The sequence below is a fragment of the Nocardia grenadensis NBRC 108939 genome, from assembly GCF_001613445.1.
GTDB lineage: Bacteria > Actinomycetota > Actinomycetes > Mycobacteriales > Mycobacteriaceae > Nocardia > Nocardia grenadensis.
In genome coordinates, this window is the sequence record NZ_BDCJ01000010.1 from 98,323 (window position 1) to 120,182 (window position 21,860).

21 protein-coding genes and 1 tRNA gene are annotated in these 21,860 nt (G+C 68.3%); 5 read left to right on the forward strand and 17 right to left on the reverse strand.

All coding sequences use genetic code 11. From position 1 onward, the window contains the following. Positions 1 to 78: 78 nt before the first annotated feature. The 4 genes from NGR01S_RS12735 to NGR01S_RS12750 form a co-directional block, all read right to left on the reverse strand. A complete protein-coding gene (locus NGR01S_RS12735; RefSeq protein ID WP_063036412.1) occupies positions 79 to 1,473 on the reverse strand; it encodes a branched-chain amino acid ABC transporter permease in 1,395 nt (464 codons plus the stop codon). Next, complete coding sequence (locus NGR01S_RS12740; protein ID WP_063036413.1) at positions 1,470 to 2,507, reverse strand: branched-chain amino acid ABC transporter permease; 1,038 nt, start codon at positions 2,505 to 2,507, stop codon at positions 1,470 to 1,472. Before NGR01S_RS12740 ends, NGR01S_RS12735 begins: the two co-directional genes overlap by 4 nt. Positions 2,508 to 2,600: 93 nt before the next feature. Next, positions 2,601 to 3,791: a branched-chain amino acid ABC transporter substrate-binding protein gene (locus tag NGR01S_RS12745; RefSeq protein WP_084480845.1), complete on the reverse strand. Its 1,191-nt coding sequence runs from the start codon at positions 3,789 to 3,791 to the stop codon at positions 2,601 to 2,603. 242 nt (positions 3,792 to 4,033) lie between these two features. Then, positions 4,034 to 4,630 carry an ANTAR domain-containing response regulator gene (locus NGR01S_RS12750; protein WP_030523743.1) on the reverse strand — a complete coding sequence of 199 codons (597 nt, stop codon included), beginning with the start codon at positions 4,628 to 4,630 and terminating at the stop codon, positions 4,034 to 4,036. A 221-nt stretch (positions 4,631 to 4,851) separates the two neighbouring features. Here NGR01S_RS12750 and NGR01S_RS12755 point away from each other — a divergent pair. Beyond that, positions 4,852 to 4,938, forward strand: a tRNA-Leu gene (locus NGR01S_RS12755). A 152-nt stretch (positions 4,939 to 5,090) separates the two neighbouring features. Here the strand turns inward: NGR01S_RS12755 and NGR01S_RS12760 are convergent. Together NGR01S_RS12760 and NGR01S_RS12765 are read right to left on the reverse strand one after the other, a co-directional pair. Next, positions 5,091 to 6,455, reverse strand: coding sequence for a DUF1214 domain-containing protein (locus tag NGR01S_RS12760; RefSeq protein WP_063036414.1), 1,365 nt, complete (start codon positions 6,453 to 6,455; stop codon positions 5,091 to 5,093). Between the two features lie 175 nt (positions 6,456 to 6,630). Continuing rightward, entirely contained in the window at positions 6,631 to 7,806 is a 1,176-nt protein-coding gene (locus NGR01S_RS12765; RefSeq protein ID WP_157107239.1) for an FAD-binding oxidoreductase, read from the reverse strand. A 230-nt stretch (positions 7,807 to 8,036) separates the two neighbouring features. Here NGR01S_RS12765 and NGR01S_RS12770 point away from each other — a divergent pair, with 230 nt between their 5' ends. Further along, positions 8,037 to 8,666, forward strand: coding sequence for an arsenate reductase/protein-tyrosine-phosphatase family protein (locus NGR01S_RS12770; RefSeq protein ID WP_063036416.1), 630 nt, complete (start codon positions 8,037 to 8,039; stop codon positions 8,664 to 8,666). A gap of 258 nt (positions 8,667 to 8,924) precedes the next feature. Next, entirely contained in the window at positions 8,925 to 9,293 is a 369-nt protein-coding gene (locus NGR01S_RS12775) for a type 1 periplasmic-binding domain-containing protein (protein ID WP_245563973.1), read from the forward strand. 19 nt (positions 9,294 to 9,312) lie between these two features. On the opposite strand, the gene NGR01S_RS12780 is transcribed toward NGR01S_RS12775, so the two are convergent. The 9 genes from NGR01S_RS12780 to NGR01S_RS12820 all read right to left on the reverse strand — a co-directional run bounded on the left by NGR01S_RS12780 (position 9,313) and on the right by NGR01S_RS12820 (position 19,486). After that, on the reverse strand, positions 9,313 to 10,206 hold the full coding sequence (locus NGR01S_RS12780) for an acyl-CoA thioesterase (protein WP_063036417.1): 894 nt from the start codon (positions 10,204 to 10,206) through the stop codon (positions 9,313 to 9,315). Between the two features lie 25 nt (positions 10,207 to 10,231). After that, positions 10,232 to 11,650 (reverse strand): pyruvate kinase, encoded by a 1,419-nt coding sequence (pyk, locus tag NGR01S_RS12785; RefSeq protein WP_084480807.1) that lies wholly within the window; start codon positions 11,648 to 11,650, stop codon positions 10,232 to 10,234. A gap of 288 nt (positions 11,651 to 11,938) precedes the next feature. Then, positions 11,939 to 12,460, reverse strand: coding sequence for a TM2 domain-containing protein (locus NGR01S_RS12790; protein ID WP_063036418.1), 522 nt, complete (start codon positions 12,458 to 12,460; stop codon positions 11,939 to 11,941). A 103-nt stretch (positions 12,461 to 12,563) separates the two neighbouring features. Continuing rightward, on the reverse strand, positions 12,564 to 13,790 hold the full coding sequence (gene lgt / locus NGR01S_RS12795) for a prolipoprotein diacylglyceryl transferase (RefSeq protein ID WP_063036577.1): 1,227 nt from the start codon (positions 13,788 to 13,790) through the stop codon (positions 12,564 to 12,566). A gap of 150 nt (positions 13,791 to 13,940) precedes the next feature. Beyond that, complete coding sequence (gene trpA / locus NGR01S_RS12800; RefSeq protein WP_063036419.1) at positions 13,941 to 14,741, reverse strand: tryptophan synthase subunit alpha; 801 nt, start codon at positions 14,739 to 14,741, stop codon at positions 13,941 to 13,943. Next, the gene (gene trpB / locus NGR01S_RS12805) at positions 14,738 to 16,033 is read right to left on the reverse strand and encodes a tryptophan synthase subunit beta (RefSeq protein WP_157107240.1); all 1,296 of its coding nucleotides are present in this window, start codon (positions 16,031 to 16,033) and stop codon (positions 14,738 to 14,740) included. Before trpB ends, trpA begins: the two co-directional genes overlap by 4 nt. After that, complete coding sequence (gene trpC, locus NGR01S_RS12810; RefSeq protein WP_030523755.1) at positions 16,030 to 16,848, reverse strand: indole-3-glycerol phosphate synthase TrpC; 819 nt, start codon at positions 16,846 to 16,848, stop codon at positions 16,030 to 16,032. Before trpC ends, trpB begins: the two co-directional genes overlap by 4 nt. 143 nt (positions 16,849 to 16,991) lie before the next feature. Next, positions 16,992 to 17,891 (reverse strand): TIGR02234 family membrane protein, encoded by a 900-nt coding sequence (locus tag NGR01S_RS12815; RefSeq protein ID WP_084480809.1) that lies wholly within the window; start codon positions 17,889 to 17,891, stop codon positions 16,992 to 16,994. Next, on the reverse strand, positions 17,888 to 19,486 hold the full coding sequence (locus tag NGR01S_RS12820; RefSeq protein WP_063036421.1) for an anthranilate synthase component I: 1,599 nt from the start codon (positions 19,484 to 19,486) through the stop codon (positions 17,888 to 17,890). Before NGR01S_RS12820 ends, NGR01S_RS12815 begins: the two co-directional genes overlap by 4 nt. Before the next feature lie 78 nt (positions 19,487 to 19,564). Here NGR01S_RS12820 and NGR01S_RS12825 point away from each other — a divergent pair, with 78 nt between their 5' ends. Next, complete coding sequence (locus NGR01S_RS12825; protein WP_063036579.1) at positions 19,565 to 20,029, forward strand: peroxiredoxin; 465 nt, start codon at positions 19,565 to 19,567, stop codon at positions 20,027 to 20,029. A 147-nt stretch (positions 20,030 to 20,176) separates the two neighbouring features. Further along, positions 20,177 to 20,668 (forward strand): MarR family winged helix-turn-helix transcriptional regulator, encoded by a 492-nt coding sequence (locus NGR01S_RS12830; protein ID WP_063036422.1) that lies wholly within the window; start codon positions 20,177 to 20,179, stop codon positions 20,666 to 20,668. Between the two features lie 9 nt (positions 20,669 to 20,677). Here NGR01S_RS12830 and hisI read toward each other — a convergent pair whose 3' ends face one another. Next, positions 20,678 to 21,028 carry a phosphoribosyl-AMP cyclohydrolase gene (hisI, locus tag NGR01S_RS12835; protein WP_063036423.1) on the reverse strand — a complete coding sequence of 117 codons (351 nt, stop codon included), beginning with the start codon at positions 21,026 to 21,028 and terminating at the stop codon, positions 20,678 to 20,680. After that, positions 21,028 to 21,801 carry an imidazole glycerol phosphate synthase subunit HisF gene (hisF, locus tag NGR01S_RS12840; protein WP_063036424.1) on the reverse strand — a complete coding sequence of 258 codons (774 nt, stop codon included), beginning with the start codon at positions 21,799 to 21,801 and terminating at the stop codon, positions 21,028 to 21,030. The genes hisI and hisF overlap by 1 nt, the downstream gene beginning before the upstream one ends. Positions 21,802 to 21,860 lie beyond the last annotated feature (59 nt).

Here is a 21,860-nt window from a genome sequence, read left to right on the forward strand (position 1 = left end):
ATTCGACCGGTTGCCCGGCCGCGTATCCGGCGGCCAGATCCTCGTTGTCGAACAGCGCGTCCCCCGCGTTCGGCCCGGTCACGACGTCACCTCCGCGATGGGCCGGCGGACGGCCCGCACGATCTGCCGGCCGTAGGCGAGCAGTTTCTGCCGGACCGGGAACAGGCCCTGGGGTCGCAGGATCATCATCACCACCAGTGCGATTCCGAAGTAGAGATATTTGAGGTCGCCGAGACTCTGCGCGCCGCCGGAATAGAACATGAGCACACTGCTCAGCAGCAGCACGGCGTACACCGCCGCCGGCACGGTCACCGCGAGATACACCCAGCGCCACGGGCCGGCCAGCTCGCGGGCCCGCAGCCGCCAGCCCACCAGCAGTGCCGCGACCATCACGAGCGCGACCACGAGCTGGACGTATCCGGTGGTCTCGTCATCGGTGATCTCCACCGACATCAACCGGTTCGGCAGGTACACCACCAGGAAGGCCCCGACGATCACGCCGAGTTTATTGCCCTGGCCGCCGATCACCACCGCGCACAGGAACAGCATCGAGTTGATGATGTTGAAGCCGGTCGGGTTGATGAACTGCACCTGTCCCGCGAACAGGGCGCCGGACAGGCCGCCGATCCCGGCGCCGATCATGAACGCCCACAGTTTGAACTTGAAGGTGGGTACACCCATGATCTCCGCGGCATCCTCGTCCTCGCGGATCGCCACCCACGCCCTGCCGACCCGGCTGCGTTCCAGGTTGCCGACCAGCAGCAGCACCGCCACCACGGCGAGCATGCCGACCCAGTACCACCAGGTCCCGGAATTGGCGCGGTCGACCAGGTCGGAACTGTTCGGATCGCCGACGTTACCGGCCGAGAACACACCGTTGGGCCGGGCTTCCGATTCGCCGATATGCGGATAGGCGATCCCGGACAGGCCCAGGCTGCCGTTGGTGAGTTCACCCAGGTTGTCGGCCAGCAGCCGGACGATCTCACCGAAGCCGAGGGTCACGATGGCCAGATAGTCCCCGCGCAGCCGCAGTGTCGGCGAACCGAGGATCAACCCGGAGACCGCGGTGACGAGAATGGCCAGCGGAACACAGGCCAGCCACGCCCAATCGGAGTGCAGCCAACCGCCGTCGGTCTGGTTCCACGGACTGTTCGGGCTGGTCAGTAGGCCGACGGTATAGGCGCCGACCGCGTAGAAGCCGACATAGCCGAGATCCAGCAACCCGGCCTGGCCGACCACCACGTTCAGGCCGATGGCGATCAGGGCGTACATGGCGAACTGTGCCATGACCCCGCCGAAACTGGTCCCCGGGGTGTCCAGCAGCGGCGGCGGGAACAGTGGCAGCAGCGCCAGCACCGTGAGGGCGGGGATACCCACCGCCCACTGCGCCGGGCGGCTCAGCCCGGCCCACCAGGCACGGATCTCGTCGCCCAGGCCGTGCCCCGCGGTTTTCTCGATCTGCACCGTGCTCATGTGCGGGCCCTCCCGAGACTTTCGCCGAGAATGCCGGTGGGCCGGAAGAACAACACCAGCACCAGCACCACGAACGCCACCACATCCCGCCATTCGGTGCCGAACAGCATCTGGCCGTAGCTCTCGACCAGACCGAGCAGCAGACCACCGAGCAGGGCACCGCGCAGGTTCCCGATACCACCCAGCACCGCGGCGCTGAACGCCTTGATACCGAGCACGAACCCGCCGGAGAAGATGATGGCGTTGGGGATCTTCATCACGTACAGCATCGCGGCGGCACCGGCCAGCAGACCGCCGATGAGGAACGTCAACATGATGACCCGTTCCCGCGAAACCCCCATCAGTGTGGCGGTATCGGGATCCTGGGCCACCGCGCGGATACCGCGTCCGAACCGGGTGCGGTTGATGAGCACCTCGGCCAGGACCGCCAGTGTCACCGCCGACACCACGATCACCAACGTCACATTGGTGACGTCGGCGCCGCCGATGGTGAACTGCACCGTCGGTTCGACCAGCATGATCGGCTGCTGCGCATTGGTACCGCCCAGGTCCGGCCACAGCTTCGGCAGCACGAAGTGCACGAATTCCTGGAGTACGAAGGACATTCCGATCGCGGTGATCAGGAAGGTCAACGGTTTGGCACCGCGGCGGCGCAGCGGCCGATAGGCCGCGCGCTCCAATCCGACCGCGGCCGCGCCCGACACCGCCATTCCGAAGATCATCGCCAGGCCCATATAGGTCACCGTGAGGATCACGCCCTGGCTGTAGACATTGCCGCTGGGCGCGAACCCCAGCAACATCAGGCCCACGTACTGTCCGAACATACCGAGCATGAACACCTCGGAATGCGCGAAATTGATCAACCGGAGTACCCCGTAGACCAGGGTGTACCCCACCGCCACCAGCGCATATATCGCACCGTAGGACAAACCGTCGACCGTGAGCCGCCAGAACTGATCGATAACACCCTGGTAGTTGAAGTCGATCGATCCCTGCGCGAGAACGGCCGCGGCGGCCGGCAAGGATGCTGTCATTGGAAATCCGCCCTCATCGTCATCGGACCCTCACCCGAGCAGCGCGCGGTGCGCGCCCCGGCGAATGCCGGGGCGCGTACCGCCCGCCGGCCGTTAGCCGACCTTGTAGACCCAGATCAGCGCGGCGGACAGTTCCCCGTCGGCATTCCACTGGTAGTGCCGGGCCAGGCCGTCACCGCTGTACCCGCGGACGAACTCCAGCAGGTCGGGGCGGGTGAGTTTGCCGGCATCGATACCGGCCGCGAGGATGGTGGCCAGGTCGTAGCCCTCCACCGAGTACACGCCCGGCGCCTGGCCGTTCAGTTCCTCGTAGGCCCGCGCGAACTCGTCCGGACCGGGACCGCACGGGCACGACAGCAGCGCGCCCTCCGAGGAGCCGCCCGCCTGGGAGACGAACTGCGGATCGTTGGTGCCGTCGGCGGAGACGAAGGTCGCGTCCACTCCACCGGACCGCAACTGCTGTACCAGCGGTGCCGCCTCGGCGTAATACCCGGAGTAGAAGATCGCGTCCGGCTGGGCGCCGGAGATCTTGGTGACGGTGGCGGAGAAGTCCTTGTCGCCCTTCTTGATACTGGCCGCGCAGGCCGGATCGGCGGCCGCGCCCAGGCCGGCGGTGATGCTCTGGGCCAGGCCCACTCCGTAATCGGTGTTGTCCCGGACCACGCACACCTTCTTGTAGCCGGCCGTGCCGACCAGGTACTTCGCCACCGACGGACCCTGCACGTCGTCATTGGCCAGGCCGCGGAAGAAAGTCTTCCAGCCGTTCTTGGTCAGGGTGGCATTGGTGGCCGAAGAGGAGACCGCGACCAGGCCGGCATCGCTGAGGATCTGACCGGTGGCCTTGGTCTCCCCGGAGAACGCCGGACCGACCACGCCGAGCACCGACGGATCGTTCACGATCTGCGGGATCACCTGGCTGGCCTTCTGCGGATCGCCCTCGGTGTCGTATTCCTTCAGCTTGATCCGGCAGCCCGGATTCGCCTTGTTGTGCTGGTCGAGGGCCAGTTTTACGCCATTGACGATATTGATGCCCAGCGCCGCGTCGGGGCCGGTCAGCGCGCCGGCCATGGCGATGGTGGTGGTCGGTGGGCAGGTCGCCGCCCCGTTCCCGGCCGGATCGGCCGCGGCGCCGGTATCGGCGGCCGGAACTTCCCTACCCGCCGAGTCGATCTGCATCAGCGGCTGGATGGACAGTCCCCCCGCTCCCGACGTCTCCGTGTTGTCTGTGGTCTTGTCACCGCAACCGGTCAGGACCAGCACGGCGGCAGCCCCGACACTCAGTATTCCGCGTACCGTGCGTCCGCGTCGGGGGGCACCCGACAGCCATATCGAACCGAGCACGATCTACCCCTATGTTCCTCATCAACCTCGGCCGGCCGAGGGAGCCGAAGACTCCGACTCGTGAGAAACATAACTCCGGCATGTTGATCCCGTGTCACATTCGGATCATCGGGATGATGTCGTCGCAAATTATTTTCCGGCTTGTGTTTCCGGGTTGTTAAGGCCGGTACGCGCCCGCCGCGGGCTCACTGCGGGGTGAGGTTCTCCAGAACGACCTCGGCCACCGCCTTCATCGTGGTGCGACGGTCCATGGCGGTGCGCTGGATCCACTTGAAGGCCTGCGGTTCACTGAGCCCCTGCGTCTGCATGAGCACGCCCTTGGCCCGTTCGACGAGTTTACGTGTCTCCAACCGCTCGGACAGGCCGGCGACCTCGCTCTCCAGCGCGGTGATCTCGTGGAAGCGGCTGGCCGCCAGTTCGATCGCCGGAACGAGATCGGATTTGGTGAACGGTTTCACGAGGTAGGCCATCGCACCGGCGTCGCGCGCCCGCTCCACCAGATCGCGCTGACTGAACGCGGTCAGGATGACCACGGGTGCAACACGTTTGGAGGCGATCTCGGCCGCGGCGTCGATACCGTCCCGGCGCGGCATCTTCACATCCATGATGACCAGATCCGGCCGATGCTCCACCGCGAGGTCCACCGCCTGCTGACCGTCCCCGGCCTCCCCCACCACCTGGTAGCCCTCTTCGGTCAGCATCTCGACCAGATCCATCCGGATCAACGCCTCGTCTTCGGCGACGACCACGCGTTTCGCCGCGGCGTCCGCACTAGTGCTCATAAACGACCCCTCTGGTTCCGATGCCTCGTCCCGAGAGCACGGACGACGGATCCCGGCCGGGGCACGGCCGTCGATCCGCCGTCACGCGATCGGGTGGTGTAAAGACTACCTTTCACCGTCATAGACGGTGCATATACCCTGCGTAACCGGGTTCCGCCGTGATCGCGGCCCCCGCGATTGGGTGTTCCGGGCGAGCAGCGGATACTATGTGCACCCGGTGCGCCGAGTTGGCGGAACTGGCAGACGCGACGGTCTCAAAAACCGTTGTCCGAAAGGACGTGTGGGTTCGAGTCCCACACTCGGCACCAAGGTCGGACGGTAATTCCGAGTCCGGCTCATTCCCCTCCATCACGCACGGTCCGCGGTGGTCCGCAGCTGCCCACCAGGTTGCTACCGCGATAAGGGGCGGGGAGATGCGGCCATCGCACGGTGGCAGACCCGCCGGTGCCGGGAAGGGCGGTCAGATCTGCGGCGTGACCGCGGGCGGCGACCAGCTGCCATCGAGAATGCCGGATACGGGCCAGTAGGCGCGCAGGACGAGCGAGAAGTGGCCATCAGGCGCGGGTAGCCAGTTGGCGAGCTGTTTCGGATCGCTGGGGCCCGCGCCACCGACGATGAGGGTGAGTGACCCGTCGTCGCCGTGGGTGAGGTCCTGATTCCTGGTTCCCAGCGAATACCGGTCCAGTTCGTTCGAGTAGAGGAAGTGCCGGCTGTTGTAGACCGTCAACGACCAGATACCCCGGACCGGTGGCAGCTGCCCGGCAGGAAAGTGCACCGTGTAGGCGCGGCCACCGTGCAGGCGATCGCCGACGGCATCGAGATCCTGGTAGAAATAGGCGGTTTCGTTCAGGGGGCCGGCGAAGATATCCGTTTTCGCCAGCGCGGTCCGGGACAGGTAGTCGGCCCCGAACGCCGCGCCGTTGTGCGGAGTGGTCCAGTGCGCGGCCACCGGGATCCCGATATTGCGGAATTCGAACAGCTCTCCCACCACGGCATCGGTATCGACCGCCGCCTCGCGTAGCACCTCCGCGATCGCGCGATCGTGCGCGGCCGCGGCGAGCACTGCGCGAAACCGCGCGTACAGGCCCTGCTCACCCGGCCGCGCCGGCACCTCGTCGAGCACCTCACCGAGGACGCAGAAGAACTGTTCCGGATCCACCCACTGCCGCTCATGCCGGCCGCGGGTCACGGAACCGGCGCCGAAGGCGGGCGCCGACGACCGGTCGGCGATTCGAACCCTCCCGTCGAACTCCGACAGCGGATACATGGTGATCCGGTCCACCAGCGGCGCGATCAGCGCACGGTCACGCGCGGTGTCGTCGAGGAAGACCCGGGGGAGCACCGCCGCGCAGCGGGTGTCGTAGCGGAAGACCTCGGTGATTCCGGCGGGCACCGTACCCGTCCACGATTCATGGGCGAGCAGGTAGAACCCGGGCGCGGTCCGGTACACGGCACCGAGCCGGGCGAACGAATCGGTGCGCTGATCCACCGCCCGATACACCCAGAACCGGTCACCGAATTCGGGCACCTGCACCACCGCGGGCTCCAGCCGCGCGTCCAATACCCCGAACCCGTGGACCACGTCCTGATCCGGGCACGCGACCAGCCGTTCCTCGGGCCGGAGGTAATCGCCCAGCATGCTCAGCGTGCCGGGCGGGCCGGCGGGCACAACCCCGGCCATCAGCCCGGGCTCGGCGAGCTGATTCATCGCGACGCGGCGATTGTGCATATTGACCAGCGGCCAGCCCCACAGGTACGCCGTCCGCGCCACCGTCCGCGCGTACGCCGGAGTCACACCACGAACCGGGGCGCCGGAATCGGCCACCAGCGGTCTCCTCTCCCTCGGTCGGCAGTTTCTCCGGGCGTACTGCGCCGACCGTACGCCGCGGATCGGGAACCCCGAGTCACCCGGATCGGGTGAACCGGGTGACTGCTCGTACGCCGCTCGAAGTGCACCGGCCGGCTCACCGTCGGACCTGGTACCGCTTTGCACGCCACTCTCACCGCTGCCCTGCCGCAGACACCGCGGCGCGGACGAGGGGCAGATGTGCGTTGACATGCTCCAGGCCGTAGGCGGATCGCAACTGCGCGAGCCGCGCCGGATCCGGTCCGTAGAGCGGCTCGACGAGCGAACCCTCGAAATCGTGCACGCCGTAGAGATAGGGCCGCCCACCCAGTTCCGCGCATGCTTCCAGCAGGGCGCCGAACACCCGCCGGGCGGACTCGACCGCGGCCGGGGTCCGGCGCACCGACATGTACACGCCCATTCCGATGGAGACCTCGGCGGCACCGATCGGGGCGAAGGCGAAGGCCGTCGCATCGGCCGGACGACGCAGGACGAGGAAGTACAGCATGACGGGAAGGCGAGCCAGCGGTACGCGCGATCGTAGTACCCCGACCAGCGGCGCGAGCCGCCCGGCGGGCACCACATAGTCCGACCACATGCGGACCCAGCCATCGGGTGGCGCGACCGGACGCCCATGAGCAAGCTCCGCACGCGCCGTGTGGCGGACCGTCACCCACCGATCGCCACCGGATCGAGAAAAGGTGTCGGGCAGCCCGATGGTCGAGGAGAGCTCGCCCCGCCGTAGCGAAGCACAGAAGCTGTCGACATCGTCGCGCGCGGCGATCTGTTCGGTGTACGCGACGAGGTCGTCGAGCCGAGGATGCGATCGGCGGTGCAGACGGAGGGTCCGCGGCAAGGGCACTGTGCGCAGCACGGCTCGCTCGATCAACCCGAGAGTGCCCAGTCCGCCCAGCGCGAAGCGGAAGAGCTCGGAATGTTCGGTGCGCGAACACCACCGGCTGACCCCGGCGCCGTCGGTCAACTGGATCCGCTCCACCTGGTCCACCTGCATGCCGTACCGCAGCGAGGTGGCGCCCAGACCACCTACCGACAGGGTTCCGCCCACACTCACCGGTAGGTGATCGGTCAGGACAGGAACAGTCCGTCCGCGGGCATTCAGATATCGCTCCACCACACGCCAGCTGGTTCCGGCCGGCACTTCGACCGCGTCTTCGCCGACTTCCCGGACCTGGTGTTCGGTACCGGCCGGATCGTAGGTGACGAGGAGCTCGTTTCCGGCGACGGTCTGCCCGTCGCAGGAATGTCCGGCGCCACGCAGCGTCAATGGGCGACCGGCCCCGAGCACGGCGGAGGGGAACGCGGTGGGCATACGGTGCACGACGCGCGGGGTAATGCGCCGACTGCCGCCGAAGTCGGTAGCGAACTCGTCTATGGGAACCTCGCAGCTGGTGGATTCGTCTGAAACATTTTCTGTACCACACGGAAAACTCGGGCGGGATTCGTGTACGGCACTACACGCGGATGAATTAACACCCGAAGTGCTGTGATATTGCACAGAGACCGGTGCCCGACGCAGGCAGCGCGAATTACCTTTGCGCTATGCATATCCTGTTCGTCTGCAATGGAAACGTGTGCCGATCGGCGATCGCCGAACGGCTCACCCGTTCCATCGCGGTCGAATACCGACTCACCGACATCACCGCTGAAAGTGCCGGCACCCGGGCCCTGGTGGGGTTTCCGGTGGAACCGCGGGCGGCCGAGGCCATCACCGGGCTCGGTGGGGATCCCGGCGGTTTCCGTGCTCGCAAACTCAGGCCCGAGCATATCGACCGCGCGGATCTCGTACTCACCATGACCGAGAACATTCGCGACGAGGTGGGCGACACGGCGGCCGGTTCGAACTCACGGACCTTCACCCTGCTCGAGGCCTACCGGGTCGCCCGCGTCACCGGCGCCCGCACCGTGGCAGACCTGCATCGCCACCGGCACAACCTGTCCCGGGTCGGGCGGGAGAACATCGCCGACCCCGTGGGCCTGTCGGCCGAGGCGTACTGCGAGGTCGGTGACCGGATCGCCGATGCGCTGGTACCGCTGCTGGTCGCCCTGGCCCCCACCGCCACGCCCGGAGATCGGCAGTGGGGTCGGCCGGCGGTGGTGGTCCAGCCGAATGCCGCCACGCCCCGGCTCTCACCGCTGGTCGCGGCCCAGCACACCGGCTGGTACGCATGAGAACTCGAGCCCGGATAGCGGTCTGAGCGGCGCGCGGGCCCCCACCGGACAGCGGCATATCGAGCGCCGCGAGGCCCCGGCCGGACCGCCGCCGTCCGCGGACGGCTACGAATACGACACGGGTCCTGACTTTCCATGGTCCGGGCACTACACTCGCCAACCGGACCACCGATCCGAAGAATCCGATCCCTGAGTTTCGACACACGACAGGAATCAGGCATGCCGAAACGCATTTCGGATGTTTCGCTTCATGTTTATGTGACACCGGAAATCCTGGACGATCTCGTCGACACCGTCAGAGCGGAACTGGACGAGCATCTGGGCGACGGTGATATCTGCGCGTGGCGCTTCACCCTGCCCGTCGCCGAGGACGATTCCCGGCACCGCGAGTTCGACAATCGCTGGCGCACCGCGAATCCGGGGGCGCAACCGCAGGGGCACGCCACCTTCGAGATCGCGCTGAGTCTGGCCGGCGATCCGGCCGAACTCACCGACGGCTATCTCGCCGCCCTCGAACACCGGCTGCTCCGCGGCCTGGACGCGCACGGCCCCGGCGCACCATTCACCTTCAGTGCCGAACAGCGCACCGATCTCGAATGGGAGCCGCTGCTGCCGGAGCGACTCTGACCCGGCAGTTCGCGTCCACTCAGCGGCGGGCCGGGAAGTGCCGGATCACGCCCTCCTGCACGGTGGTGGCCAGCAGGTCACCCGTGCGGGAGTAGAACCGGCCGGTGGCCAGCCCACGCGATCCCGCGGCGACCGGGGACTCGGTGGCGTACAGCGCCCAGTCGTCGAAACGGAACGGCCGGTGGAACCAGATGGAATGGTTCACCGTGGCGGCCACGATCCGGTCCAGGCCCCACGACAGACCGTGCGTGGTGAGGATCGAATCGAGCACGGTGGTGTCGGAGGAATAGCTCAGTGCCGCGACATGGATCAGCGGATTGTCGGGCAGGGTGCCGTCGGCACGCATCCACACCCGGTTGTGGTTGAGCTTTGCCCCGGTGCCCTTGAGAATCCAGGCCGGATCGTTCGTGTACCGCATATCGATCGGATGCGGGGCGTTCACGAACATCTCGAGTTTGTCCTCGAAGCCGGCGAAACTCTCCTGGATCCGCGGCAGGGTCTCCGGATCGGGCACCTCGGGCCGCTCGTGCGCGTGCTCGAGGCCTTTACCCCATTCCTGGAACGAGGCCAGCATGACGAACAGTTCCTGGCCGTCCTGGGTGGCGGTGACCGTGCGGTTGGCGAATGCCCGGCCGTCGCGATGCCGCTCCACGTGGTACTCGATCGGCTTCTTCACATCGCCGCCACGCACGAAATGAGCGTTCAGCGCGTGGATCGGGCGATGTCCGGCGGTCCGGCCCGCCGCGATCACCGCCTGGGAGACGAGCTGGCCGCCGAAGGTCCGGCTGGACACCTTCTCCGGGTGGTGCCCGAGGAAGACGTCCTCGGACACCTCGTCGAGATCCAGCAGTTCCAGCAGGGTGTCGAGATCGGTGTGGTTGTCCGTCTCCGTTTCGTCGACCGGCGCGCTCACCGGGCGGCTCCGCGATCCTCGGTCATCAGTGGTCCTCCTCGCCGATGCGGTGCACATGGATCAGGTTGGTGGAACCGACGGTACCGGGAGGAGAGCCTGCGACGATGACCACGAGGTCGCCCTTGCGGTATCGGTTCATGCTCAGCAGCGCCTGATCGACCTGTTTGATCATGGCGTCGGTGCTGTCCACGGTGGGCACGATGAAGGTTTCGGTACCCCATGTCAGCGCCAGCTGGCTGCGCACTTCCGGAAGGGGGGTGAACGCGAGCAGCGGCAGCGGCGTGTGCAACCGGGCCAGCCGGCGCACCGTGTCACCGGACTGGGTGAAGGCCACCAGCGCCTTGGCGTTGAGACGTTCCCCGATATCGCGGGCCGCGTAGGAGATCACTCCGCGTTTGGTCCGCGGGGTGTGGGTGAGCGGCGGGACATTGGTGGATTCGGTCTCCACCGCGTGCACGATGCGGGCCATGGTGCGCACGGTTTCGATCGGGTACTTACCGACCGAGGTCTCCCCGGACAGCATGACCGCATCCGCGCCGTCGAGCACCGCATTGGCCACATCCGAGGCCTCCGCGCGGGTGGGCCGGGAGTTCTCGATCATCGATTCGAGCATCTGAGTGGCCACGATGACCGGTTTGGCGTTCTCCCGCGCCATCTGGATCGCCCGCTTCTGCACGATCGGCACCTGCTCGAGCGGCAGTTCCACACCGAGATCGCCGCGGGCCACCATCACCGCGTCGAACGCCAAAACCACGGCCTCGAGATTGTCGATGGCCTCGGGCTTCTCCAATTTGCCGATCACCGGCACCCGGCGGCCGACCCGGTCCATCACATCGTGGACGAGTTCGATATCGGAGGGCGAGCGCACGAACGACAGTGCGATGAAGTCCACGCCCAGGTTGAGGGCGAATTCCAGATCTTCGATGTCCTTGTCGGACAGCGCGGGCACCGAGACGTCCATACCCGGCAGCGAAACACCCTTGTTGTTGCTGACCGGGCCGCCCTCGGTCACTTCGCAGACCACGTCGTTGCCCTCGACGCGAATGACCTCGAGCCCGACCTTGCCGTCGTCGACCAGCAGCCGGTCGCCGGATTTGGCGTCGTCGGCGAGCTGCTTGTAGGTGGTGGAGACGCGGTCGTGACTGCCGACGATATCGTCGACGGTGATACGCACCGTCTCACCGGTCGCCCAGACCGTCTTGTCCTCGGCGAAGCGACCCAACCGGATCTTGGGGCCCTGCAGATCGGCGAGTATGCCGACGGCGCGGCCGAGATCGTCGCAGGCCTGCCGCACCTTCTTGTAGTTTTCGGCGTGGTCGGAATGCTCACCGTGGCTGAAATTGAGCCGGGCGACATCCATACCACTCTCGACGAGCTCTCGAATACGTTCCTCGGTGGCAGTGGCCGGGCCGAGGGTGCACACAATCTTCGTCCGTCGCATCACGTGTCGAGCCTAATCCTGCCGAGTTGTCCCGTTCCGTCCGCCCCCGGGCGATCCGCCGGCAACAGCATACGGCGAATCAGCGGGCAGACCTGCGAAGCTAAGTCTGCCATATGGATTTAACTGCATTGCTACACAATGCTGAACTCCACGCTACGGCACCCGGAATCGGCATGCCCGCGGCCGCGTCCCGGGCGGGGCCGCGGCCCCGCCGCATCGCGATACGCGAGCCGCCCGGGAAACGGAACAGACCCCCGGGGTGCCGGGGGTCTGTGGAAAGTGTGTGACAGGTCAGTTCTCGCGCAGCGGGCGTCCCTGCGGATCCTGCACGCTGCCGGTGAGCATCATGATGCCGTCGATGAGCGGCCAGATCCCGCCGAAACCGCAGGTGAGCCAAGTGACCGCGATCTGGGCGATCGCGATACCGGTATCGCCGATGTAGAAGCGGCCCGCACCGAACGCGCCCAGGAAGATCTGCAGCAGGCCGGCTGTCAGTTTCTGCTTGTCCGAGTACGGCACACCGTTCATATCCCGGCCGTAGGGCGCCTCGGGGTCCATCGGGTTGTATCCGCCGGGGCCCATCGGAGGGCCGTAGCCCGCCGGCGGCTGGCCGTAGCCGGGAGGGGCACCGTACTGGCCGCCCTGCGGCGGGTACGGCTGCGACGGATACGGCTGCGGCTGCGACGGGTAGGACTGGTAGGGCTGCGGTTGTGGCTGCGACGGGTAGCCCGGCGCACCGGGCGATTTACTCAGGTCCGGCCCGGTTCCCGGTGGGCCGTACTGCGGCCCGCCCTGCTGGTACGGATCGGTCATCGTTCCTCCTTGGTCGGTGCCCCCGGCAGCGGAAGACAACCTGATGTCGCCTCCCCTGCGACAAGATGCTGCCAGACGCCCGCACCGACCGCCGAACGGAGTCCTATTTGCCTCGCGGAGCAGCGGATTCGGCCGCTTCGCCGTCCTGCTCCGCCACAGAATCATCGGATGACTCGGTCGCGGTCGCCGCCGATTCCGCCGCGGTCGCGCCGGAATCGGGCTTCGCCTCCGCCGCACCGGAGTCCGCGCTGCCCGAGTCGGTCTTCCCGGGCTCGCCGGACGCTTCGTTGTCGACCATCGGCTCGGAAGGCGATGCGGCACCGGCGGTTCCGGTATCCGCGGCCTCCTCCGGCGCGACGGCGTCGGCCGCGTCACCCGTGCGGTCCTCGTCCGCCGCGTCGATGGGCCCGTCCGCCGGACCCGCCCCGCCGGCGGCTGCCGCCGCCCGCATGGCACCCAGCTGCCACGGCCACGGCCGGGGGGCCGCGTCCGGGCTCAGCTGCTCAGGGGTTTCACGGCCCTTGGTCGCGAACAGGACATAGGCGATCGCGGCGAGGAACACCAAACCAGAGGTGAACGAGTTGATCCGGATACCCGCGATCTGGGTGGCCTCGTCGTCCCGCATGAGTTCGACGAAGAACCGGCCGAAGCAGTAGCCGGCCACGTACAGAGCGAACAGCCGGCCGTGGCCGATACGGAAACGCCGATCGATCAGCACCAGCGCGACGACCACCAGCACGTTCCAGATCAGCTCGTAGAGGAACGTGGGATGCACGATCGAATACACCTCGCCGGAGGAGACACCGTTCATCATGTCGAGCCGGCCGGAATCATCGAACCGGAGATAGATCTCCAGGCCCCACGGCAGATCGGTTTCCCGGCCGTAGAGCTCCTGGTTGAAGTAGTTGCCGAGCCGCCCGATGGCCTGTGCCAGCAGAATCGCCGGGGCGACGGCGTCGCCGAGGGCGGGCAACGGGATCTTGTAGATCCGGCAGGCGATCCACGCACCGATGGCGCCGAAGAAGACCGCGCCCCAGATGCCGAGCCCGCCCTGATAGATCTTCAGCGCGTCCATCGGGTTGCCGTCGGCGCCGAAGTACTTCTGCCAGTCGGTGGCGACGTGGTAGAGGCGTCCACCGATCAGCCCGAACGGGACGGCGAAGACCGCGACATCCAGCACGGTGCCGGCTTCGCCGCCGCGGGCCTGCCAGCGTTTCTCGCCCCACCAGATGGCGACGATGATGCCGATGATGATGCAGATCGCATACGCCCGCAGCGGGAACGGTCCGATTTCCCAGACACCCTGCGGCGGACTGGGCAGATAGGCCAGTAGATCGGCGGCGTGCGGTACGGCGCCGCCGGGGGTTCCGGCGGTCGCGACGGTTTCCGGTGCGGCGATAACGGTCACGGGGCAACCGTAGTCGAGCCGGTTATCCAGGCAAGTACGGGCTCCACCCGTGTGTCCCGGGCCGCACGCCGATCAGGACGCGACAGCCGCCCCGCGGACCCCGCCGGCCAGCTCGCCGGTCAGGGCGCGGACCGCGTCCAGACCCTGCGCGGCCGCCGTGACGAGGGCGGACCCGACGATCACGCCGTCGGCGTACGCGGCGATCTCGGCGGCTTGCGCGCCGGAGCGCACTCCCAGGCCCACACCGATCGGAATCTCGCTGTGCTCGCGGATCCGGGCACACAGGGCGGGCGCCATCGTCGAGACGGCGTCCCGGGCGCCGGTGACACCCATGGTCGACGCGGCATAGACGAAACCGGAGCCGGCCTCGAGAGTGGACGCCAGCCGCTCCTCGGTAGAGGACGGGGCGACCAGGAAGATCCGGTCGAGATGATGGGCCTCGGAGGCGGCGAACCAGTCACCGGCCTCCTCCGGGATCAGGTTCGGGGTGATCAGCCCGGCGCCGCCGGCCGCGGCCAGATCGCGGGCGAAACGGTCCACACCGTACTTGAGCACCGGGTTCCAGTAGGTCATCACCACGGCCTGCGCGCCCGCGCTCGTCACGGACTCGACCACGGAGAACACATCGCGCACCCGGACCCCGCCGCGCAGCGCCTGATCGGCCGCGGCCTGGATGGTGGGCCCGTCCATCACCGGATCGGAGTAGGCGACGCCGACTTCGACGATATCGCAACCGGATTCGACCATCGCGCGCACGACCCGGCGCGATCCTTCGAGATCCGGGTATCCGGCGGGCAGATATCCGATGAGCGCGGCCCGGTTTTCGGCCCGGCAGGCGGCGAAGGTGGGGCCGAGTCGGGAATCGGAACTCACTGACCGTTCTCCTTGCCGGTATCCGGATCGTCGAAAAGCCCGAACCAGCGGGCGGCGGTGTCCATATCCTTGTCCCCGCGACCGGACAGGTTCACCAGGATGATCGCACCCTCGCCGAGTTCCCGGCCGAGTTCGATCGCCCCGGCGACCGCGTGCGCCGATTCGATGGCCGGGATGATGCCCTCGGCGCGGCTCAGCAGCAGGAGGGCGTCCATCGCGGCGGTATCGGTGACCGGGAGATACTCGGCGCGGCCGATATCCTTCAGGAAGGCGTGCTCCGGGCCGACCCCGGGGTAGTCCAGCCCGGCGGAGATGGAATGCGAGTCGATGGTCTGGCCGTCCTCGTCCTGCAGCAGGTACGAGTAGGCGCCCTGGAAGGCACCTGGCGAGCCGCCGGCGAAAGTGGCCGCGTGCCGTCCGGTCTCCACACCGTCACCGGCCGCTTCGTAGCCGATCAGCCGGACCCCGGGGTCGTCGATGAAGGCGTGGAAGATCCCGATGGCATTGGAGCCACCGCCCACGCAGGCGGTCACCGCATCGGGGAGGCGCCCGGTCAGCGACTGCACCTGGGCGCGGGCCTCGAGTCCGACGACCCGCTGAAAATCGCGAACCATCACCGGGAAGGGGTGGGGTCCGGCGGCGGTACCGAAGCAGTAGTAGGTGTCGTCGGCATTGGTGACCCAGTCACGCAGCGCCTCGTTGATAGCGTCCTTGAGCGTCTTCGAGCCCAGGGTCACCGAGATGACCTCGGCACCGAGCAACCGCATCCGGGCCACATTGAGCGCCTGCCGCGCGGTATCCACCGCGCCCATATAGACGATGCACTTCAGGCCCAGCAGCGCGCACGCGGTAGCGGTGGCGACACCGTGCTGCCCGGCGCCCGTTTCGGCGATGATCCGGGTCTTGCCCATCCGCTTGGCGAGCAGTGCCTGGCCCAGCACATTGTTGATCTTGTGGGAGCCGGTGTGGTTCAGATCCTCGCGTTTGAGCAGGATCCGCGCACCCCCGGCATGCTCGGCCAGGTTCACGCATTCGAAGACCGGCGAGGGCCGGCCGGTGTAGTCGCGCTGCAGCCGGTCCAGTTCGGCGAGGAAGTCCGGGTCCAGCCGTGCCTTGTCGTATTCGGCGGTGACCTCCTCGATCACGGCCATCAGCGCCTCGGGCACATGCCGGCCGCCGTAGACGCCGAAATGGCCGCCCTCGTCGGGTTCGTGCTCGCTACGCTGTGCGACCCCCCGGCTGGCGGCGGGCAGCGGAGCACTGGTGGACGAGGGGCCGCCCGCGGGCATCATCGCCCCCGCCGGGCCGGTTTGGGGCAGGAGGGGTGCGTGCCCGCGGTGACCAGTTCGGATACCGCCGCGCGCGGATCACCACTGGTGACCAGCCCCTCCCCGACCAGTACCGCGTCCGCGCCGGCGCCGGCGTAGGCGAGCAGATCGGCGGTCCCGCGGACCCCGGATTCGGCGATCCGGATGACCTCGGTGGGCAGGCCGGGGGCGATCCGGGAGAAGCAGTCCCGATCGACCTCGAGAGTTTTGAGGTTCCGGGCATTGACCCCGATGACCGTCGCACCCGCGGTGAGCGCCCGATCGGCCTCCTCCTCGGTGTGCACCTCGACCAGCGCGGTCATCCCGAGCGATTCGGTGCGGTCGATGAGCGAGGCCAGGGTGTCCTGCTCCAGCGCCGCGACGATCAACAGGATCACATCGGCGCCGTGGGCACGGGCCTCGTGGATCTGGTAGGGACCCACGACGAAATCCTTGCGCAGCACCGGGATATTCACACTGGCCCGAACCGCGTCCAGATCGTCGAGCGATCCGTGGAACCGGCGCCCTTCGGTGAGCACGCTGATCACGCGCGCCCCACCGTCCTCGTAGGCCTTGGCGAGACTGGCCGGATCGATGATCTCGGCGAGTGCCCCCTTGGAGGGGCTGGCCCGCTTCACCTCGGCGATCACGCCGATACCGTCTTCGAGAAGGGCGGCCTTCGCATCGAGCGGCGGGGCCGCGGCGGCGGCCGCGGCCTTCACTGCCGGGAAGTCCAGCACCGCTTCCCGAGCGGCTACATCCGAGCGGACCCCGTCGAGAATCGAGTCGAGTACCGTCATCTGGCTCGAATCCTTTCTGGGGAGACGCGAGTTATTGCCTGCAGGATTCCCCCAGGCGATGTCTCACCGATGCTGAACAAGAGTAAATGGAAGCGCGCGGCGCCGTGACGCCGGGGGCGGATCACACCGCCCCGGCCGACCTGCTAATGGACGTCGCCGGATTCCCTCGAATCCGCTTTCCCGGCCGTACCAGGCCGGTTCTCGCCGCCGCCGGACGCACCGGAAATGTTTCCCGGCATCTCGGAATGGGTATCGCGCGTGTCCGGTGTGTCGCCCGGTGCCGCCGCGGTATCGGTCGGGTCGGCACCGGCGTCGAGGGCATCCCAGAGCACTCGTTCCGGCAGGGGCCCGCCCGCCGTACCCTCCTGGACCGCCCGCGTCGCCGCCGCCTTGCGGGTGGCGGGTGCGTCGTATTTGCCGGAGAGCGGTTTCGCGCCGGTCGGCATCCGGGCCAGCAGCAGTCCGGCGCCGAACGCGGCCACCGCCCCGGCCAGCGCGAGCACGGCGGCCCCCGGTGCCGTCACCAACTCCTGGACCTGCGCCCGGCCGGGCAGTTCGGCCAGCGTCGCCGCCCGCTGCTCGGTGGCCCCGGATCCGGTGAGCAGCGCCAGCGCCGGAACAGCGGTCACCGCGGCGATCAACGCCACCAGGACCCCCACCGCCCGGCGCACCCACCCGCGGGTCGCCAGGATCGCGGCGATCGCGGCCAGCAGCACCAGCGCCAGCGGCGTCAGCGCGCCGAACCAGACGCCACCGTTCAATTCGTCGGTGCGCGGTTCGGTGAGTCCATCCGCCGAGGTGACGGAGACCCAGGTCAGTCGCGAGGACCCCCACAGCGCGGCCGCGGCCACGGCGAGCAACCCGATCGCGGGCACCGGGTACCGGCTGCCCGGAGCGGGTCCGGCCGGCTCGGTGGCGGGTAGTTCCGCGTCGCCCCGGTCGACGGGCCCCGGCCGGGGCGCGCCGGTTTCGGTACCGCCCGGGACGGCACCACGCGTGTCGCCGGGACCGGAGCCGGCGGCCGGATCGCCGGGCGCCGTCATACGCCCCCGCCGGGCACCGCGGCGGCGGATGCGCGATCCCCGTCCCGGCGCGGGTCGGCATCGGTGCCCTCGTCGAAGGCACGCACCGTTCCGGCGGCGGCGACCGCGCGCAGCACGGCCATCGCCTTGTTCCGGGATTCGGTGTCCTCGTACTCGGCCTCGGAGTCGGCCACCACACCGGCACCGGCCTGCACATAGGCGATACCGTCTTTGAGCAGCGCGGTGCGGATGGCGATCGCGGTATCGGCGTCACCGGCGAAATCGAGGTAGCCGACGACCCCGCCGTACACGCCGCGCCGGGTGGGTTCGAGTTCCTCGATCAATTGCATGGCGCGGACCTTGGGCGCCCCGGAGAGCGTGCCCGCCGGGAAACACGCGCGTACCGCGTCCAGGGCGATCTTGCCCGGGGCGAGCCGGCCGGTGACCGTGGAGACCAGGTGCATCACGTGGCTGTACCGCTCGACGTGCCGGTATTCGGTGACGCGCACCGTGCCCGGGACGCACACCCGGCCCAGATCGTTACGGCCGAGATCGACCAGCATGAGATGTTCGGCGTTCTCCTTCTCGTCGGCCAGCAGACCTTTCTCGAGCAGCAGATCGTCCTCCTCGGTGGCGCCGCGCCACCGGGTACCCGCGATCGGATGCGTGGTCGCGACCCCGTCCTGCACCGCCACCAGCGCCTCCGGGCTGGATCCGACGATGGAGAACGCGGTGTTGCCGTCGCCGTCCGGGATGTGCAGCAGGAACATGTAGGGGCTCGGATTGGCCGCGCGCAGCATGCGGTACAGATCGATCGGCGCGCCGCCGTAGTCCATCTCGAACCGCTGCGACAGCACCACCTGGAATGCCTCACCGGCCTCGATCTCGGAGACCAGGCGACGTACGCTTGCCCCGAACTCGTCCGGGGTGCGGGCCCGCCGGAACTGCGGGTCGGGCTGATCGAACACCGACACTGTGGAGGGGGCGGGCGCGCCGAGCGCGGCGGTCATCCGGTCCAGCCGGGCGACGGCGTCGTCGTAGGCCGCGTCGACGTTCTCGGAGGTGCCGTTCCAGTTCACCGCATTGGCGATGAGGGTGATCGCGCCCTCGTGGTGATCGAACGCGGCCAGATCGGTGGCCAGCAGCAGCACCATCTCCGGCAGCCGCAGATCGTCGAGCGCGTGCTCGGGCAGCCGTTCCATGCGGCGCACCGCGTCGTAGCCGAGATAACCGACCATGCCGCCGGTGAGCGGCGGCAGACCGGGCAGCCGTTCGGTGCGCAGCAGTTCCAGGGTCTCGTGCAGCGCCGCGAGCGGATCGCCACCCGAGGGCGCCCCCGCCGGCGTGGCGCCGAGCCAGGTGGCGGCGCCGTCAACGGCGGTGAGCGCGGACGGGCTGCCCGCGCCGATGAACGACCAGCGCGACCACGATCGGCCGTTCTCCGCGGATTCGAACAGGAAGGTGCCCGCGCGGTCACCGGCGAGTTTGCGGTAGGCCGACAGCGGGGTCTCCGAATCCGCCAGCACCTTCCGGGTCACGGGGACGACCCGGTGTTCGGCGGCGAGTTCGAGGAATCGTTCGCGGGAGGTAGTCGCGGGAGTGGGCGCGCCGTGCATTTGCCCCATCTTTCCAGTTCCGGTCCGCGGCGTCACGACGCACCCCGCGTGACCCGCCGCCACGGGTACTGTCCCGGTATGAAGATCGGCTCGCTCGCGCCCTCGTTCGAACTCCCGGATCAGAGCGGCACGCTCCGCTCCCTGGCCGCCCTGCTGGCCGACGGGCCACTGGTCCTGTTCTTCTACCCCGCCGCGAACACCCCGGTGTGCACCGCCGAGGCCTGCCATTTCCGCGATCTCACCGCCGAATTCGCCGCGCTCGGCGCGAGTTGCGCCGGGATCAGCGCCGACGCGGTGGATGTGCAGGCCGGGTTCGCGGGATCGCAGCGGCTGGAATACCCGCTGCTCTCCGATGCCGACGGCACGGTCGCCGAGGAATACGGCGTCAAACGCGGCCTGCTGGGCAAACTGATGCCGGTGAAACGGCATACCTTCGTAATCGGTACCGACCGCCGGCTCCTGACCATGATCAGCAGCGAACTGCGCGCGAATGTGCACGCGGACAAGGCGCTGGAGTTCCTCCGCGGCCATACCGGCGCCTGATCCGCCGCGGGGCCCGGCGCGGGGGCCCTGTGAATGAACTCACCTTCGTTTCCGAGATGCCACACGACCGAGCGAAGTCGTGGCAAACTCTCCATAGCCGAGCGACCACTGCCGCAATCGTCGCCGGGGTGGAGAGAAGGCGGACAAGTGACGGATTGGCTGAACCCGGTCGAAGGACGCGCCTGGCGCGCAGTGGTCGCACTGTTGAACCGCCTGCCGGGGGCCCTGGACACGGACCTGCAGCGCGAATCCGGTGTCACTCATTTCGAGTACTGGGTACTCACCCTGCTCTCGGAGGCGCCGGACCGGCGGCTGCAGATGAGCGAACTCGCGCAAAGAGCTAACTCATCGCTATCCAGGCTGTCGCATGTGGTGTCCAAGCTCGAGCGCATGGGGTGGGCGACCCGCACGGCGGCCACCGGACGGCGCGGGGTGGTGGCCCTGCTCACCGACGAGGGGCAGCAGAAGGTCGTGGAGGCGGCGCCCGGCTATATGGATGTGGTGCACCGGCTGGTGTTCGAGGCCCTGGACGCCGAACAGACCGCCGCCCTGGCCGATCTGGGCGAAACCCTCACCACCCATCTGGGCACGGTGCTCGGGCGGTCCGGCCGGCCCACCACCTCGGATTCGCGGCGCTGATCCGCCGGTCTACTCCCGGGCCTGCAGGACGTCGGTGTCGAAGCAGGTGTGTGTACCGGTATGGCAGGCCGCGCCCACCTGGTCGACGATCAGCAGCACGGTGTCGCCGTCACAGTCCAGCCGCACCTCATGCACATACTGGGTGTGTCCCGAGGTCTCGCCCTTCACCCAGTACTGCTGCCGGGATCGCGAATAGTAGGTGGCGCGGCGGGTCGCCAGGGTGCGTGCCAGGGCCCGGTCGTCCATCCAGGCCATCATCAGCACATCGCCGGTGGCGCGTTCCTGGGCGACCGCGGCCACCAGCCCGGCCTCGTTACGTGTGAGCCGGGCGGCGATCGCCGGATCGAGGATCTCGTCCATCACCGCACCACCAGATCCGCCGCCCGCATGGCGTCCTTGACCTGCGGGATGGTCAGATCGCCGAAGTGGAATACGCTCGCGGCCAGGACGGCGTCCGCGCCGGCCTGCACGGCCGGGGCGAAATGTTCCACCGCACCCGCGCCACCGGAGGCGATGACCGGGATCGAGACCGCGGCCCGCACCGCGCCGATCATCCGCAGATCGAAACCGGCCTTGGTGCCGTCGGCGTCCATCGAATTGAGCAGGATCTCCCCCACTCCGAGTTCGGCGCCGCGGATCGCCCATTCGACCGCGTCGATACCGGTGCCGCGCCGCCCGCCGTGCGTGGTGACCTCCCAGCCCGACGGAGTGGCAGGCTCCCCCGCGGGCACGGTCCGGGCGTCCACCGACAGCACGATGCACTGCGACCCGAATCGCTGCGACATCTCGTGCAGCACCTCGGGACGTGCGATGGCGGCGGTATTGACCGAGACCTTGTCGGCTCCCGCGCGCAGCAGCCGGTCCACATCCTCGACGGTGCGGACCCCGCCGCCGACGGTGAGCGGGATGAAGATCTGCTCGGCGGTACGGGTCACCACGTCGAGCATGGTGCCGCGGTCGCCGCTGGAGGCGGTGACGTCGAGGAAGGTGAGCTCGTCGGCGCCCTGGGCGTCGTAGGCGGCCGCCAGCTCCACCGGGTCACCGGCATCGCGCAGGTTCTGGAAGTTCACGCCCTTGACCACCCGCCCGGCATCCACGTCCAGGCAGGGGATCACCCGAGTTGCAAGCGTCATGGGTTCCTCATCGAAGCTGTGGGGTGCGGTCCGCGGCGGCCGCAGCGATGGCGGAGGTA